This window comes from Blastococcus atacamensis, assembly GCF_002938425.1.
Taxonomy (GTDB): domain Bacteria; phylum Actinomycetota; class Actinomycetes; order Mycobacteriales; family Geodermatophilaceae; genus Blastococcus; species Blastococcus atacamensis.
This window is the reverse complement of sequence record NZ_POQU01000041.1, coordinates 17,079-32,532: the sequence shown is the minus strand read 5'-3', so window position 1 is coordinate 32,532 and position 15,454 is coordinate 17,079. Positions and strand designations below refer to the sequence as shown.

General features: G+C 73.9%; 12 protein-coding genes. 8 read left to right on the top strand and 4 right to left on the bottom strand.

Annotation, left to right across the window (positions count from 1 at the left end; translation table 11 throughout):
* Window positions 1-146: 146 nt before the first annotated feature.
* From C5508_RS11405 to C5508_RS11385, 6 genes are all read left to right on the top strand, one after another.
* The gene (locus tag C5508_RS11405) at window positions 147-1,028 is read left to right on the top strand and encodes a DUF3048 domain-containing protein (RefSeq protein WP_232797066.1); all 882 of its coding nucleotides are present in this window, start codon (window positions 147-149) and stop codon (window positions 1,026-1,028) included.
* Between the two features lie 9 nt (window positions 1,029-1,037).
* The gene (locus C5508_RS11400; RefSeq protein ID WP_198598033.1) at window positions 1,038-1,988 is read left to right on the top strand and encodes a D-2-hydroxyacid dehydrogenase family protein; all 951 of its coding nucleotides are present in this window, start codon (window positions 1,038-1,040) and stop codon (window positions 1,986-1,988) included.
* 65 nt (window positions 1,989-2,053) lie between these two features.
* Window positions 2,054-2,278: a hypothetical protein gene (locus tag C5508_RS11395; protein WP_104525063.1), complete on the top strand. Its 225-nt coding sequence runs from the start codon at window positions 2,054-2,056 to the stop codon at window positions 2,276-2,278.
* Window positions 2,279-2,821: 543 nt separating this feature from the next.
* Window positions 2,822-3,028 carry a hypothetical protein gene (locus C5508_RS19935; protein ID WP_198598032.1) on the top strand — a complete coding sequence of 69 codons (207 nt, stop codon included), beginning with the start codon at window positions 2,822-2,824 and terminating at the stop codon, window positions 3,026-3,028.
* Between the two features lie 98 nt (window positions 3,029-3,126).
* Window positions 3,127-3,279: a hypothetical protein gene (locus C5508_RS19555; RefSeq protein WP_157944075.1), complete on the top strand. Its 153-nt coding sequence runs from the start codon at window positions 3,127-3,129 to the stop codon at window positions 3,277-3,279.
* Between the two features lie 183 nt (window positions 3,280-3,462).
* The gene (locus C5508_RS11385) at window positions 3,463-4,545 is read left to right on the top strand and encodes an extracellular catalytic domain type 2 short-chain-length polyhydroxyalkanoate depolymerase (protein ID WP_104525062.1); all 1,083 of its coding nucleotides are present in this window, start codon (window positions 3,463-3,465) and stop codon (window positions 4,543-4,545) included.
* A 1-nt stretch (window position 4,546) separates the two neighbouring features.
* Here the strand turns inward: C5508_RS11385 and ilvA are convergent, their stop codons facing one another.
* Together ilvA and C5508_RS11375 are read right to left on the bottom strand one after the other, a co-directional pair.
* On the bottom strand, window positions 4,547-5,800 hold the full coding sequence (ilvA, locus tag C5508_RS11380; protein WP_104525061.1) for a threonine ammonia-lyase IlvA: 1,254 nt from the start codon (window positions 5,798-5,800) through the stop codon (window positions 4,547-4,549).
* 42 nt (window positions 5,801-5,842) lie between these two features.
* Window positions 5,843-6,274 (bottom strand): ATP-binding protein, encoded by a 432-nt coding sequence (locus tag C5508_RS11375; RefSeq protein WP_157944074.1) that lies wholly within the window; start codon window positions 6,272-6,274, stop codon window positions 5,843-5,845.
* A 75-nt stretch (window positions 6,275-6,349) separates the two neighbouring features.
* Here C5508_RS11375 and C5508_RS11370 point away from each other — a divergent pair, with 75 nt between their 5' ends.
* Window positions 6,350-6,715: an STAS domain-containing protein gene (locus C5508_RS11370; RefSeq protein ID WP_157944073.1), complete on the top strand. Its 366-nt coding sequence runs from the start codon at window positions 6,350-6,352 to the stop codon at window positions 6,713-6,715.
* Between the two features lie 9 nt (window positions 6,716-6,724).
* Complete coding sequence (locus C5508_RS11365) at window positions 6,725-8,914, top strand: SpoIIE family protein phosphatase (protein WP_104525058.1); 2,190 nt, start codon at window positions 6,725-6,727, stop codon at window positions 8,912-8,914.
* Window positions 8,915-8,917: 3 nt separating this feature from the next.
* Here C5508_RS11365 and C5508_RS11360 read toward each other — a convergent pair whose 3' ends face one another.
* Entirely contained in the window at window positions 8,918-9,214 is a 297-nt protein-coding gene (locus C5508_RS11360) for a hypothetical protein (protein ID WP_232797065.1), read from the bottom strand.
* Window positions 9,215-9,329: 115 nt separating this feature from the next.
* Window positions 9,330-15,248: a DUF4011 domain-containing protein gene (locus C5508_RS11355; RefSeq protein WP_104525056.1), complete on the bottom strand. Its 5,919-nt coding sequence runs from the start codon at window positions 15,246-15,248 to the stop codon at window positions 9,330-9,332.
* Between the last annotated feature and the right edge of the window lie 206 nt (window positions 15,249-15,454).

The window sequence follows — 15,454 nt, the reverse complement described above, 5'->3', positions numbered from 1 at the left end:
TGCCCACAGCTGTGTTAACTGTCCTTGTCGTCGGCATCGTCAGGTGGGTATAAGGGCCATGGCTGACCACCTGCAGTCCGGCGTCGGACACGGCGGCGACGAACGGCGGCTGCCCGCCGCCGACCTTCCCGTGGCCGCTCACCGGCGTGGAGACCACCGATCCGGTCGAGCGCCCCGCACTCGCGGTGAAGATCGAGAACTCGCCCGAGTCGCGTCCGCAGTCCGGGCTCGACGCCGCCGACATGGTGTGGGAGGAGGTCGTCGAGGGTGGCATCACCCGCTTCGTCGCCGTCTACCACTCCACGCTGCCGCCGGAGATCGGCCCGATCCGCTCGGTCCGCCCCATGGACGCCCCCATCGCCGCCCCGCTGCGTGGCCTCCTCGCCTTCGCCGGCGGGCAGCCGCCGTTCGTCGCCGCCGTGTCCGACGCCGGACTGCAGGTGGTCAGCCCCGACGCCGGCGACGGTGGCTTCTACCGGATCCCCACCCGCTACGCCCCGCACAACCTCTACGCGAACCCGGCCGACTTCCTCGCCCAGGCCGACGCCACGCACGTGGCCGACCCGATCGAGCAGTTCCGCATGGCCAGCGCAGCCGACCAGCCCAGTGCCCTCGGCACCGGCACGCCGGCCTCCGTCCTCAGGCTGAAGCTGTCGGGGGTGAGCACGCCGACGTGGGGCTGGAACCCCGCGAAGCAGGCCTGGCTGCGCTTCGAGGGCAACGCGCCGGCCGTCCAGGCCGACGGCCAGCAGCTCAGCGCGACGAACGTCGTCGTCCTCCGCGTGGACGTGGTCGACACCCGCTACACCGACCCCGCCGGCAACCCCGTGCCGGAGACCGACATGGTGGGAGGCGGGCAGGCGCTCGTCGCCAGCGGCGGACGCACGCTGCAGGCGAACTGGACCAAGGCGTCGGAGAGCGACCGCGTCGTCCTCACCGATGCCCACGGCGCCCCGATCCTGCTCGCGCCCGGGAACACCTGGGTGGAGCTCGTCCCCAACCGCACGGGATCGGTCACCGTCGGGTAGGACCTGCGCATGATCCGCATCGCCGTCCTCGACGACTACCAGTCCGTCGCCGCCGACTTCTGCGACTGGTCGCAGGTGCCCGGCGAGGTCGACGTCGTCGAGTTCTCCCAGCACCTGGGCGACGAGGACGCCGTCGCCGCCGCGCTGCTGGAGTTCGACGTCGTCGTCGCCATGCGGGAGCGCACCGAGTTCCGGCGCGGCCTGCTGCAGCGGCTGCCGAACCTGAAGCTGCTGGTCACCACCGGCATGCGGAACAAGTCCATCGACACCGAGGCCGCCGCGGAGTGCGGCATCACCGTCTGCGGCACCGGCTCCGGCGCGACCGCCACGGTCGAGCTGACCTGGGGACTGATCCTCGCGGCGGTCCGGCACATCCCGCGCGAGGACGCCGGCATGCGAGCCGGTGGATGGCAGCAGACCATCGGCACGGACCTCGCCGGTGCGCGGCTCGGCGTCGTCGGGCTCGGCCGGCTCGGCAGCAGGGTGGCGACGATCGGCCAGGCGTTCGGGATGGACGTCGTCGCCTGGAGCCAGAACCTCACCGACGAGCGCGCCGCCGAGGTCGGTGTGCGGCGGGTCGAGCGCGAGGAGCTGTTCGCCACCGCCGACGTCGTCACCATCCACCTGCTGCTGTCCGAGCGGACGCGTGGTCTGATCGGCGCCGACGACCTCGCGCTCATGAAGCACACCGCGGTGCTGGTCAACACGAGCCGAGGACCGATCGTCCGGCAGCAGCCGCTGATCGACGCCCTGACCGAGGACCGCATCGCCGGAGCTGCCCTCGACGTCTACGACGAGGAGCCGCTTCCGGCCGACCACCCGCTGCGGACGGCGCCGCGCACGGTGCTCACCCCGCACCTGGGCTACGTCACCCGCGGCACGTACGAGGTGTTCTACGGGGAGGCGGTCGAGGACGTCGCCGCGTTCGTCGCGGGCAGCCCGATCCGGGTGCTCGCCTGACAGGACGGTTCGACCCGGCTCTCGCGGCTACAACCCGGGTCCACGGACCCGCGAGGAGGACTGCCATGACCCAGGCCAACCGACCCTACGGCGGCGCCAACGAGCGCCCCGACGATCCCGACACCCTGCCCGGCGAGACCTCCGAGCCCGGTGAGGTCACCGCGGCTCCCGAGACGACGCCCCGCGCGGCGCAGGGCGGCGGGATGTCCGACGACGTCACCCGCGTCCCCGAGAGCGGTGCGGACAGCAAGGCCGCCGGCGGGCCCGACGCCACGGGCCCGACCGGCTGACCCTCAGGCAGGGCGACAGTCGGCACCGGGGTCTCGGCACCCGGGTCCCGGCACCGGCTGTCGCGGCGGGCCAGCCGGTCCGCGAGGGGTGCTCGTCCCGGGCCGGGATTACGTTGACCGCGGTGAAGACCAGGGAGGAGTGCTGGCAGGAGCGGCTCGCCCTGCCCGTCCTCGTCGCCGCGCTCGCATCCATCCCGGCGATGTTCCTCACCGTCGCCGAAGGGGCGTTGGGCACGGCCGGGCACGTCATCGACATCGTCAGCGGCGCCGTGCTCGTCGCCGAGACGGTCATCCTGCTCGTCGTCGTCGAGAACAAGCGCGCCTGGATCCGCGGGCACCTCGGCCTGATCGTCCTGACCGTGGTGTGGTCGTCGCCGTGGTGCTCGCGCTCGGCCCGGTGCAGGTGCTGCGGCTGGCGCGCACCGTCGGCGCCCTGCGCATCCTCCGCGCCGGGCGGATCGTCAAGGCCGCCCGGTCGGTGGGCTGCGGCACGGTTTCACCGGCCGGCTCTCCCAGCTGCTCGCCGCCGCTGCGGGGGTGCTCGTGGCCGTCTTCGTCGGCGTCGTCCTCGCCGACCCGACGTCGCGGTCGCGCGACCTGCTGACCGCCGTCCTCGGGGAAATCGACACGGCGGTCATCGTCGCGCTGTCCGCCGTGGCGGGGGTCGTCCTCGGGGTTGCGACGTACCTGCTGGCCCGCGACACCGGCAGCGGCGCCGACACGGACGACGACGCCGTCCGACCGGCCTGACCACGTCCGGCATGACGGTCGCGTGACGGTCGGCTCGCCGGCGGATGGCCCCTGCCCGGAACGGGCAGGGAGAGCGAACCCGATACGAGGAGGCGAGCATGGGACTGCTCAGCAAGCTCACCAAGGCCGGTGTGGCCAAGCAGGTGGCGGACGAGGCTCGCAAGCCGGAGAACCAGCGCCGGATCAAGAGTGCGATCGCCAGCTTCACCAACAAGAACAAGGACCGACGCGGCGGCACCGGCCGCGTCTGAGCCCGTCGGCTCCCGCCCGGGCCCGCGGCGTCGGTGCCGCGGCCCGGCCAGGGCCGGGACTTCGGCGGCCGGCCTTACCGGCTGCTGCCCGTCGGAGCGTGACTCGCCAGTGCGTGCGTCGTTGACCACGACAGCCCGTCCGGGCCGGACAACCTGTGCTCGACGACGCCTACGGGAGAACCGATGCGCCCGACCGCCGGACGGCGCCTCGCCGCCGTCCTCACCGCCTGCCTCCTCGCGTTCGCCGGCTCCACCACGACGGCTGCGGCGACGCCGACCACGGCGCCCGGGGACGGCGGGCTGCCGCGGCTGGACATCGGCGAGAACTACGTCGCGGGCATCTCCTCCGGCGGCTACATGGCCACCCAGCTGCAGGTGGCCTTCTCCGAGCGCATCGCCGGAGCAGCGGTCTTCAGCGCCGGCCCGTACTGGTGCGCGATGAACGACGTCGCCGTCGCCCTGCAGTCCTGCGCCGCCTCCACCACGCCGCGGCCCATGCCGGTGCTCTACGAGACCACCGAGCGGTACGAGCGCGAGGGGAAGATCGACCCGCTGGCCAATCTGGCCGACAGCCGCACCTACCTCTTCCACGGCACGCTCGACCCGACCGTCGTGCGGCCGGTCGCCGACGACCTGGCCGCGTATTACCGCCACTACGGCGTGCCGCTGGCCTACCGCGACCAGCTGGCCGCCGGGCACGGCTGGATCAGCCCGCTCGGCCCGGTCGCCTGCGGCGAGACCTCGCCGCCGTACCTCAACGACTGCTCCCCCTACGACGCGCAGGCCGACTCGCTGGCCACGATGTTCGGTTCGGTCAAGGCGCCGAACCCCGGCACGCCGCGCGGCACGCTGCGCACCTTCGACCAGGACCGCTACGCCGTGGCGCCGCAGCCGGGCAACGGCGACGTCACCCGCACCGGCGGGCCGGCCGTCGGCATGGGCAGCACCGGCTACGTGTACGTGCCCGACTCCTGCGCCCGGGGCACGGAGTGCGCCGTCGTCCTCGCGCTGCACGGCTGCCAGCAGACGGCGGAGCAGATCGGTGACACCTTCGCCCGCAACTCCGGCCTGAACGCCTACGCCGACACCAACCGCTTCGTCGTCCTCTACCCGCAGGCCCGCCCCGACCCAGGCCCGGCCATCGTCAACCCCAAGGGCTGCTGGGACTGGTGGGGCTACCTCGGCCCGGGCGACGTCGACTACGCGAACAAGCTGGGCCCGCAGATGCGCACCGTCATGGCCATGGTCGACGCCCTCGGCGGGTGACTCAAACCAGGAAGCGGTAGGCCGTCGAGCCGGGGGCCACGTGCTGGATGCGCAGCGGGCTGGCCTCGATGCGGGCCAGCAGCTCCGGCAGGCCCTCGGCCCGGCCCAGCTCGATGCCGGTGAGCGCCGCCCCGGTCTCGCGGTTGTCCCGCTTGATGTACTCGAACAGCACGATGTCGTCGTCCGGACCGAGCACCTCGTCGAGGAACCGCCGCAGCGCGCCCGGCTCCTGCGGGAACTCGACCAGGAAGTAGTGCTTCAGCCCGCGGTGCACCAGCGAGCGCTCGATCACCTCGGCGTACCGGCTGACGTCGTTGTTGCCGCCCGACAGCACGCACACCACCGTCTGCCGGGGCTCCACGGTGACCAGCCCCCCGCTCAGGGCGGCCGTCGCCAGCGCTCCGGCGGGCTCGGCGATGACCCCGTCGGCCTGGTACAGGTCCAGCATCTCCGTGCAGATCTGCCCCTCGGGCACGGCGACGAGCTCGGCACCGGAGTCCCGCACCAGGGGATAGGTGACCGCTCCGGCCCGGCGCACCGCGGCGCCGTCGACGAAGGTGTCCATCTCCGGCAGGTCCACCGGCTCCCCGGCGGCCAGCGCCGCCGCCATGTTCGCCGCACCCGCGGGCTCCACGCCGACCAGCCGGGTGCCGGGAGAGTGCTCCCGCAGCCAGGTCGCACACCCGGCCAGCAACCCACCTCCCCCGACGGGCAGGACGACGACGTCCGGCGCGGACCCGAGCTGCTCGAGGACCTCTACCGCCACGGTCGCCTGACCGGTCACGGTGGACATCGCGTCGAACGCCGGGACCAGCGTCGCCCCGGTGCCCGCCGCGTGCGCTGCGGCGGCGGCCGCCGCCTCGTCGTAGGAGTCGCCGACGATCACCAGCTGCACCATGTCGCCGCCGAGCGCCGCGATCCGCTCGCGCTTCTGACGCGGCGTCGTCCCCGGCACGAACACGTGGCCGTGCACCTGCAGTGCCCGGCACGCGTAGGCCACACCCTGCCCGTGGTTGCCGGCACTGGCACAGACGACCCCGGCCGAGCGCTCGGCGGGGGACAGGCGGCTGATGGTGTTGTACGCGCCGCGGATCTTGTACGAGCGACCCACCTGCAGGTCCTCGCGCTTGACCCACACGTCGGCACCGGTCAGCGCCGACAGCCGGGCATTGCGCTGCAGCGGCGTCCGCTCGGCGACGCCGGCCAGCCGGGCCACCGCCGCGTCCACCTCGGCGGAGAAGGTCTCGTCGGTCACGTGCTCATCGTCGACGACGGCCGCGCCGGCCCCGGACGCGGGTCAGTCGGCGAGCAGGCGCAGGCGGGGCTGCGGCGAGAGCCGCTTCTCCAGCGTCACGCGGTGCCGACCGTCCTCGGCCTGCACGAACTGCAACCGGTCCACCAGCGCCTGCATGAGGATCAGGCCGCGGCCGCGGTCCTCCAGCGGTGAGCGGGTCGAGCCGTGCGAGGCCTGGTCGAACTCGAAGCCCTGGCCCTCGTCGAGCACGCTGATCCGGCACAGCGCGTCGGTGATCGAGACGTCGACCTGGTACTCCTCGGCCTCGCCGGCGTGGTCGACGACGTTCGCGCACGCCTCGGTCAGCGCCAGCACGATCTCCTCGATGCCGGACTCGGCCACTCCGAGGTGCTCGAGCGCCTGCCGCAGCAGCCCCCGCATGAGGGGCACGCTCTGCGCGTCGGTCGGCAGCCGCACGCTGAACTCGATGTTCACCGCGGCGCACCTCCTCGGATTCGCGTGGCCTACGCTCGTTCCACCGGCGGCGGCGATGGTGAGGGAGGCGACACGGTGCTGTTCGACATCGGACGTACGACGGTCGCCGGACGCGCGGCCCTCACCGTACGGGGTGAGCTCGATCTGGCCACAGCCGCGCAGCTGGAGACCGCCGCCGCCGCGCTGATGCAGTCCTCACCGGAGGGCATCGTCATCGACCTGAGCCCCACCAAGTTCCTCGACTCCTCCGGTGCCCGCACGCTCATGCGCCTGGCCCGCCGGGCACGCGAGTCCGGCGTCGAGCTGCACGTCCTGGCGCCGCACAGCAACCGGCCGGTGCGTCTGCCCATCGACCTGCTCGATCTGGGCAGCGCGGTGCCCGTGGTCGCCGCGGTCTCGGAGATCGGCACGGCCGTCGCCCGCAAGGACGCCGGCACGTAACGTCGCGGCGTGATCGCCCCCCACGTCGACGAGGACGCGCTGCTCCGCTGCGCCGACGAGCCCATCGCCGTTCCCGGCGCCGTCCAGCCCCACGGCGTGCTGCTGGCGGTCACCGAGCCCGACCTCGCCGTCGTCGTCGCCTCGGCCAACGCGGAAGCGGTGCTCGGCCGGACCGGCGGGACCCTGGACCAGTACCTGGCCGATGACGACGCCGCCCGCCTGCGCGAGGCGCTCGCCGGTGACCTCACGGAGGTCAACCCGCTCCGCGTCCGGGTGGCCGGGGCCGACGTCGACGTCGTCCTGCACCGCGCCGACGGGCTGCTGATCACCGAGTGGGAGCCGGTCGCCGGTGCCGAGCAGGCCGGTGCCGCCTGGCACCGACGGCTGCCGAACGTGCTGCAGCGCCTCTCCGCGAGCGCCACGCTCGACGAGCTCGGCGAGGTGCTCGCCCGCGACGTGCGCACCCTCACCGGTTTCGACCGGGTGATGGTCTACCGCTTCGACGAGGGGTGGAACGGCGAGGTGATCGCCGAGGACCGGCGCGAGGACCTCGAGCCCTTCCTCGGACTGCGCTACCCGGCCAGTGACATCCCCGCCCAGGCCCGCGCCCTGTACACGACCAACTGGATGCGGATCATCCCCGACGCCGGCTACTCCCGGGTACCGCTCGACCCGCCGGGCAACCCGCTGACCGGCCGGCCGCTGGACCTCTCCGGCTCGATGTTGCGCAGCGTCTCGCCGGTGCACCTGGAGTACCTGGCCAACATGGGCGTGGTCTCGTCGATGTCGGTGTCGCTTCTCGACCGGGGAAAGCTGTGGGGCCTCATCTCCTGCCACCACTACGCCGGTCCGCACCGGCCGTCCTACCCCGACCGCGCGGCCGCCGAATTCCTGGGCCGCACCGCCTCGCTGCTGCTGCACACCAAGGTGGCCGCGGGCGAGACCGACGGCGTGGTCGAGGTGGCCCGCCGCACCGCCGAGCTGACCTCCGCCGTCGGGCGCACCCCGCGCGCCCTCGGTGCGGCGCTCACCGAGCGGGACCTGACCGTCTTGGACCTGCTGCCCGCCGCCGGTGCCGCCGTCCGCCTCGACGGTCAGCTGCGGCTGCTCGGCAGCACGCCGCCCGCCGAGCGGGTGGCTCCGCTCGTGCGCGACCTGCTGGACGCCGGCATCGGCGCGACCGACGCTGCCTCCACCGTCGTCCCCGGGGTCTCCGACCTCGCGGAGACGGCCAGCGGCGTGCTCGCCGTCCCCCTCGGTGCCGAGGACTTCCTCGCCTGGTTCCGGCCGGAGACGCTGCGCGAGGTCACCTGGGGCGGGAACCCCTACCAGTCGAAGACGGCGCAGACCGACGACGGCCCGCGGCTGAGCCCGCGCCGGTCGTTCGACGCCTGGAGCGAGACGGTCCGCGAGACGTCGCGGCCCTGGCGCGAGCACGAGGTGGCTGCGGCTCGCGCGCTCGCCGAGCACCTCACCGCCGCCACGCTGAGCCGGGCCTCGGAGGACAACCGGCTGGCCGGCGTCCTGCAGCGCACCCTGCTGCTGGAGGAGCTGCCCAAGGTTCCCGGCGTCGCGCTGGCCGCCCGCTACCGGCCCAGCGAGGAGGACGTCGTCGGCGGTGACTGGTACGACCTGGTGCCGCTGCCGAGCGGTCGGGTGTCGATCGTGCTGGGCGACGTCGCCGGCCACGGTCTCGCCGCTGCCGCGGTGACCGCCCAGCTGCGGCACGCGCTGCGGGCCCATCTGCTGCGCGCCGCCGGTCCGGCCGCGGCGCTGGACGGCCTCAACGAGGTGATCGGCGCGCTGCTGCCGGGCGAGATGGCGACGGTCGTGGTGGCCGAGCTGGATCCCGACAGCGGCGACGTCGTGGTCGCCAGTGCCGGGCACCTGCCGGTGCTGCATGCCGGTTCGGGCGGGGCCGAGTACGTGATGGCAGGGCGCGGCCCCGCCCTCGGCATGCTGGACGCGCCCTCCTACACCGAGACCCGGCTGACGCTGGCCGGCGACGACCGCCTGCTGCTGTTCAGCGACGGCCTGGTGGAGCGGTCCGCCGCCGGACTCGCCCCAGGGCTGGACGCGCTGCAGAGCGCCGTCAGCACGGGGCCGGTCGACCCGGAGCAGCTGCTGGACGCCGTGCTGGGCGTGCTGAACCCGCCGAGCACCGACGACGTCACGCTGCTCGGGGTCGCCCGTACCTGAGGGTCAGGCGCCGCCGCCCTTGTGCACCTGTGCGGCGACCCAGCCCGACAGGCAGTACAGCGCCGCGTGCCCCTCGGGGGAGGCGTAGCCCTGCTCGAACCGGATGGCCTCGAGCATCTCGGTGCTGTCGACGTCGCCACCGCGGAAGAAGCGCTCCATGAGCTGCCCGGACTCGGTGGCGCTCACGTAGCCGCCGGCGATGCCCACGGCCACGTTGTCGGGGATGGTCAGGCTCACCGGGGCGTGCGCCATGGAGCCGCGCCGGTCGAGCAGCTGCTGGACCGCGGACGCGATCTCCATGCCCGTGGCAGGCACCGCTGATCGGCAACTGATGCGCACTGTGTTTCCGCTCCCGAGGTAGACGAGGTCGTCATGGTTCTGATCGACCGATGTGCGAAGAAGCTGAAGCGGCGCGTCAGGCCGTCAGCAGACCCGAGCCCTGTTCGGTGAGCCGTCCGCAGTCCAGGGCGGACGCCAGCGCCTTCTCGAGCACCGGGGTCACCGACGCCGCCCGCCGCTTGTAGCCGAACACCGAGGCGGTCGCCGTCAGCAGCTCGTCGCGGCGCATGCCCGCCGCGGCCCGGCACAGCGCCACCATCGCATTCGCGATCTCCTCCGGTGCCACGTGGTCGATCGGCCGGTCCGTGCTGGACACCTGGCGGCGGAACCCGGACCAGGAGGCCCGGTCGATGCCCTCGGGCCACAGGTAGTCGCCGTCCACGGCCGACGGCGGCAGCAGTGAGAGCAGCGTCTGCTTGCGCGACTCGGTGACCCGGTTGAGCCCGAACGCCCCGACGGTCAGCTTGGCCAGCCGGTCGACGTGGATCGGCCCCTCGGCCCTGACGCCGGCCTGCAGCACCCGGCGCACCGCGCGCGCCGGCTTCGACGCGGGCAGCTCGTCGAGCACGGTCTTCTCACCGGCCGCCTTGGGGATCCACGGCACGAAGGGCGTCTCGCCCTCCAGCGCGGCCGGCTTCGCGGGGGTGCGCGGCGCGGCCGGCCGAGCTGCCGGACGGGCCGGGGGAGTGGCCGGCACCGCCACCGACGCCGTCACCGCCGAGCGCAGCGCCGCCACGCCCTTGAACGACTCGACCGCGGCGGTCGGCAGCTGCACCGGCTCGGCCACCGGTCGTGCGACCACCGGGGCGGCGTCCACGGCCGCCGCCAGCCGGTCGACCACGGAGGAGGCGTCGGCCAGCCAGGTCGGTAGCCACACGCGCTCGACCACCGGCCAGCGCAGCATCCCGCCGAGCACCTCGACGGGGACGGCGTCCCGGTCGCCGACGGTGCCGCGGCGCGCCCACGCGGGGCCGTCGAGCAGCACCGCCATCAGCGGCGTCTCGGGATCTGCGGGCCGGGAGACCGACAGGTCGACCCGGAACTCCGAGAGCCCGACGTCGGTGCGCACCACCAGGCCACGCCCCCGTAGTTCGGCCGCGATCTGCTCCCGGTGCCGGTCGACGACCGCGGCGGACCGGGCCGACCGCGGCAGCACGTCGGTGCCCCGGTCGGCCATGTCGAGGTAGGCGCGCAGGTGCTTGATGCCCACCGACGACGTCTCCTCGGCCCGCAGCTGCTCGGGGTCGAAGGAGGAGAAGACGACCACCTGGCGGCGGGCGCGGGTGATCGCGACGTTGAGCCGGCGCTCACCGCCCATCCGGTTCAGCGGGCCGAAGTTCAGCGGCAGGTTGCCCGAGGCGTCGGGGGAGAAGCCGGTGGAGAAGAAGATGACGTCCCGCTCGTCGCCCTGGACGTTCTCCAGGTTCTTGACGAACAGGCCCTCGCCGTCGGAGCGGTCCAGCGCCGCGGCCAGGCGGTCGTCGTCGGCGTCGCGCAGCAGCGCCTCGATGTAGGAGCGCTGCTGGGCGTTGAAGGTGACGACGCCGATCGAGGGCACCCCGGTCATGCCGTCCCACTTGGGCAGCGCGTCGAACCGGCGGCGGATCTCCGCGACGATCGCCTTGGCCTCGACCGGGTTGGTGCGCAGCAGCCGGCCGGCCCCGGAACGGTGGAAGGTGCCGGGAACCCGGACCAGCGAGACGCCGCGACCGTCGGGCTCCGACGAGGCCCGGCCGTGGGTGGGCGCCGGGAATGAGGAGAGCCGGTTCTCGTAGTACTGGGCGTTGGAGAAGGCGATCAGCGACTCGTCCTGGCTGCGGTAGTGCCACGACAGCCAGTGCCGCGGCACCCGCGCCTGCACGCACTCGCTGAGGATCGACTCCTCGTCCTCGACCGCGGTCTCCACCTCGACCGAGTCGTCGGCGGACGTCGTCGTCGGCTCCAGGAAGGACGTCGGCGGCATCTGCTTGGAGTCACCGACCACCACCGCGGCGCGGGCCCGGCCCAGTGCACCCACGGCGTCGGCCACCCGGATCTGGCTGGCCTCGTCGAAGACCACCAGGTCGAACTGGCCGGCGGCGGCCGGGAAGAACCGGGCCACCGAGTCCGGTGACACGAGCACGCACGGCATGACGGCGGTGATCAGCTCGCCGTAGCGGGCGAGCAGCTGCCGCACGCCCAGGCCGCGCCGCTGCTTGGCCAGCTCGCGCTGCAGGGCGCCGACCTGGCCGGTGCCCATGGTGGCGTCGAAGGGGCGGGAGCGGAGTACCGACGCGGGCAGGGCAGCGGTGAGGTGCTCGCGCACCGCGTGGGACGCCGCGGTGAACCGGTCGATCGCCCGCTCGTGCGCCTCGGCGTCGAAGGTGTCCAGCCCGGTGGCGTCCAGCCGCTCGGCGACCGAGGCGATGGCCAGGCCGCGGTCGAGGGCGCGGACGGCGTCGTCGGCGGCGATCTCACCGGTGACCAGCAGCCGGCGGGCGTCGAACAGCCCCGCGTAGCGCAGCGGCTCCAGGGTGTCGAGGAAGGAGACCCACCGGCGCAGCGACATGAGCACGGTGCCCTCCCCGCCGGACCCGGGCGGTGTGATCACGCCGCGCTCGGGGCGGGTCATCGACCAGCGCAGCGCGAAGCCGTCGTCCCCGGCCCAGGTCGCGAGCTGGTCCGCGGAGCTGCCGCACAGCTCCAGCAGGTCGACGACGGCGTCGCGCAGGCGGGCCACCGCGGCGGCGGCCGACGGGGTGGACGGCATGCCGGCGACGATCAGCTTGCGCAGGGCGACGTGGAAGGCCGACCGGCCGTCGACGGCGATGCCGGCACGGCGCAGCCAGCTGACCTCGCGCTCCAGCAGGCCGGGGTCGGTGAAGGGGTTCCAGCCCGCGGGTGCGGCGAGGCCGGGCACCGAGTCGACGCGGGCGACGATGCCCTGCACCGCCGTCTGCACCCGCCAGAGGTTCTCCACCAGCAGCGGGACGTCCTTGGGGCGCACCTTGGCACCTGGCCGCAGGCAGGACCCGATCTCGTCGCGGACCGCCGTCAGCCGCTTCCGCCGGCCCCACCAGCTCGACGCCGCCGCCGTCTGGGCGCGGACGTAGATGTCGGCCAGCGGCAGCGCCAGCACCTCGGGGGTGGCGACGTCGAGCCCGGGGTGGCGGAACGCGGTGAACGCCGCGACCTCGCCCAGGATCGCGCCGGTCGCGGTGGTCCAGCGGCTGCTGAACGTCTCGTCGAGGACGCCGATGCCGACCGGCGGCCCGGACAGCAGGTGGGAGAGCGCGTCGAGGTCCTCGGGGGTGCGCGCGTGCCGCATCACGCCGCCGAGCTCGGCGATGCCGGCGACCTCGCGCAGCGCCGCGTCCACCGCGTTCGTGGCCTCGCGGGCCGCGGGCAGGTCGACCTCGGGGGAGTCGACGAACGCCCACGGGTGCCGGGGCGAGGGGCGGGTGAGGTCGGCGATGTCGGGCAGCAGCGCCAGGGCCCGGCGCACCGCCGTCAGCACCTCGGTGGGCGCGTTGGCGACGAACGGCAGCGGCATGGGCAGCGGTTCGACGTCGGTGCCGGCCGCCAGCTCGGCGGTGCGCGCCGAGTACAGCGACAGCCCGACGGCGTTCTCCTCGTGCAGCCGGTCGGCGTAGCGGGCCAGCTGGCGGCGGGTCGACCGCAGGGTCTCCGACTCCGCGGCCAGGCCCTGGGAGTCGACGGCGATCGCGTGCTCCATCGCCAGCCGGATCTGGGCGCGCACCATCGAGGCGCGGCTGCCCTTGTCGTGCAGGTCGAGGGCGAACATGCCCATGCCGACCGCGTCCAGTCGGCGGGCGACGACGTCGAGCGCCGCGCGCTTCTCGGCGACGAACAGCACCCGCTTGCCGTCGGCGATCGCCCGGGTCAGCACGTTGGTGATGGTCTGGGACTTGCCGGTGCCGGGCGGGCCCTCCAGCACGAACGTGCGTCCGGCACCTGCCTCGGCGATCGCCCGCAGCTGGGAGGCGTCGGCGGGCACGGGCAGCTCGGCGCCCACGGAGTCGAGGTCGACGTAGGCGCCGGTGTCGCGGGCGGGGTCGACGAAGGGCTCGGTGGGCTCGTGCACGAGGTGGTGCACCAGCGGGTTCTGGGCGAAGTCGGCCCAGTGCTCGTCGAGGTCCTTCCAGAGCCGGAACTTGGCGAACTGCAGGATCGCCAGGTCCGCCGTGGCCTCCACCCGGTAGGGCAGGCCGTGGCCGACCAGCCCGACGCGCAGCGCCTCCAGGGCGCCCTCGACGTCCACCGTGCTCTCGGCCGACTCCGCCAGGGTCGGGACGACCAGCCCGTGCACCTGGCGGAGCTTCTCCAACAGGCAGTAGTTCGGGGTGCTGGAGCCGGACTCGTCCAGCGCCAGCCGGTAGGAGCCGGTGCGCCCGACCGGGGTGAGGACGACGGGCACCAGTACCAGTGGCGAGCGCAGCGGCCGGCCGTCGAGCTCCCACACCAGCGAGCCCAGCGCCAGGTACAGGTTGTTCGCGCCGGTCTCCTCCTGCACCGTCTTCGCGCGGTAGGCGAGGTTGCGCAGCCGGGGCAGGTAGCCGCCGGAGGTGACGTCGGCGTGCACCTCGCGCCGCTCGACCAGGAGGTCGGTGAGCTGGTCGGGCGGCAGGTCCGCGGCGGCGGTGAGCCCGCGCTCCTTCTGGACCGCGGCCAGCTGGTCGCCGGGCAGCAGCGTGACCGGCGTGCCGTCCTGCACCAGGTTGTCGAGGATCGGCAGCGCGGTCGGCGGCAGCGTCAGGTGCAGGCCGGAGCGCTCGCTGTAGTTGATCAGCCGGTTGCGCAGGCTGAGGTCCAGCAGCGCGTTCTTCCACTGCTGGACCCGCGCCGGCGCCTCGGGGCGGGTGCCGGGCTGGGCCGTCGTCCCTGTCGGGAACGCGGCGATGCTGTGCTCGGCCGGCCGGTACTCGACCACCTGCAGGATGCCCTCGGGCGTCCGCGCGCGGGCCGGCAGCGGCACGATGCCGTCCCGGCGGGCGCGGTGCACGTCGGCGACGCCGACGATGCGGTCGAGCTCGCCGGTGAGCCACCCCTGGTAGGCGGGGGTGTGCAGGTCGGCGACCGGTTCCGCCGAGCTCGTCAGGAGCGTGGTCTCGACGAGGCCGACGAGGCCGAGGTCGACCAGGTTCACCAGCGCCGAGGCGTCGGTGGTCGCGGCGCTCTCCGAGCTCCGCTCCTCCCGCCAGTACCCCAGGAACGCGTGACCGTCGGCCAGCCACAGCAGCGGACGGATGCCGGCCTGCTCGCACGCCGCGGCGAGGACGACGACGGTGTCCAGCGGGGTGCCCACCCGCCAGGTGAGGACGTCGCCGGGGGAGCGGACCTGCTGGCCGAGGTCGGCCCAGCTGGCCGGGGGCTCGGAGTGCCGGATCCCGCGGCGCTGCAGGGCGGCGGCCAGGGCCTGGACCACCTCGTCCACGCGCTCGGAGGTGGCGGCGTAGCCGACCATCGCGCCGCTGCCGGTCCGCTCCTCGAGCAGCGCTGAGGCCTCGGCGACCAGCCCGGTGACGGCCGGGTGGTTGGGCATGACGTGCGCGGCGAGCATCTCCAGCGCCAGCGGCAGGGGAGTGGCCAGCCACTGGTTGGCGGCGAGCACCTGCACCGGCGCGGTGGCCTCGCCGACGAGGGTGTCGTCGAGCCAGGCCTCGACGTCGACGACGCCCGGGCGCTGTTCCTCGACGTGCAGCATCGCCGCCGGGTCCATGACCAGGCCGAGGTCGGTGAGCACGGTGGTGCGCCCGGCGTCGATGTCGGCCAGGAGCTCGACCGTCTGCGCGATCGGGCCCTCGGCGTCGCGCACGGACAGGCGGAGCGTGACGCCGCGCAGGGAGGACTGCCCGGTCAGCGCCAGCCGGGAGACGACGGGGATGCGGTTGTGCGCCAGCGCGTAGCTCAGGACCGGGGTGGAGGTGAGCTCGATGGAGACCGTCGGCGCCGGCGCGACGACGTCGCCGCGCGGAGTGTCGGCAGTGCTCTCCATGTCACCTGTCTACCGGGTCGGACGGACTGGTCCGCCCATGATCCCCGACGGGTGGGGCGGATGTGACGGGAGAGCTTGATCGTTGGCGCGGATCACAGCTCTCCTGCCGCCGGCCGGTTCCGGCCCCGGGCAGTCCTGCCGATGGGCCGCGCCCGCACCGGTTTGCCTCCCCGGCGGCGACCGGGGAAGGGTGCTCGGCATGGAGA

Coding starts and splice junctions, on each gene's coding strand:
- C5508_RS11355 (WP_104525056.1), bottom strand. CDS start 15,248: ATGGAGAGCACTGCCGACACTCCGCGCGGCGACGTCGTCGCGCCGGCG.
- C5508_RS11395 (WP_104525063.1), top strand. CDS start 2,054: ATGACCCAGGCCAACCGACCCTACGGCGGCGCCAACGAGCGCCCCGAC.
- C5508_RS11360 (WP_232797065.1), bottom strand. CDS start 9,214: ATGGAGATCGCGTCCGCGGTCCAGCAGCTGCTCGACCGGCGCGGCTCC.
- C5508_RS11385 (WP_104525062.1), top strand. CDS start 3,463: ATGCGCCCGACCGCCGGACGGCGCCTCGCCGCCGTCCTCACCGCCTGC.
- C5508_RS19555 (WP_157944075.1), top strand. CDS start 3,127: ATGGGACTGCTCAGCAAGCTCACCAAGGCCGGTGTGGCCAAGCAGGTG.
- C5508_RS11400 (WP_198598033.1), top strand. CDS start 1,038: ATGATCCGCATCGCCGTCCTCGACGACTACCAGTCCGTCGCCGCCGAC.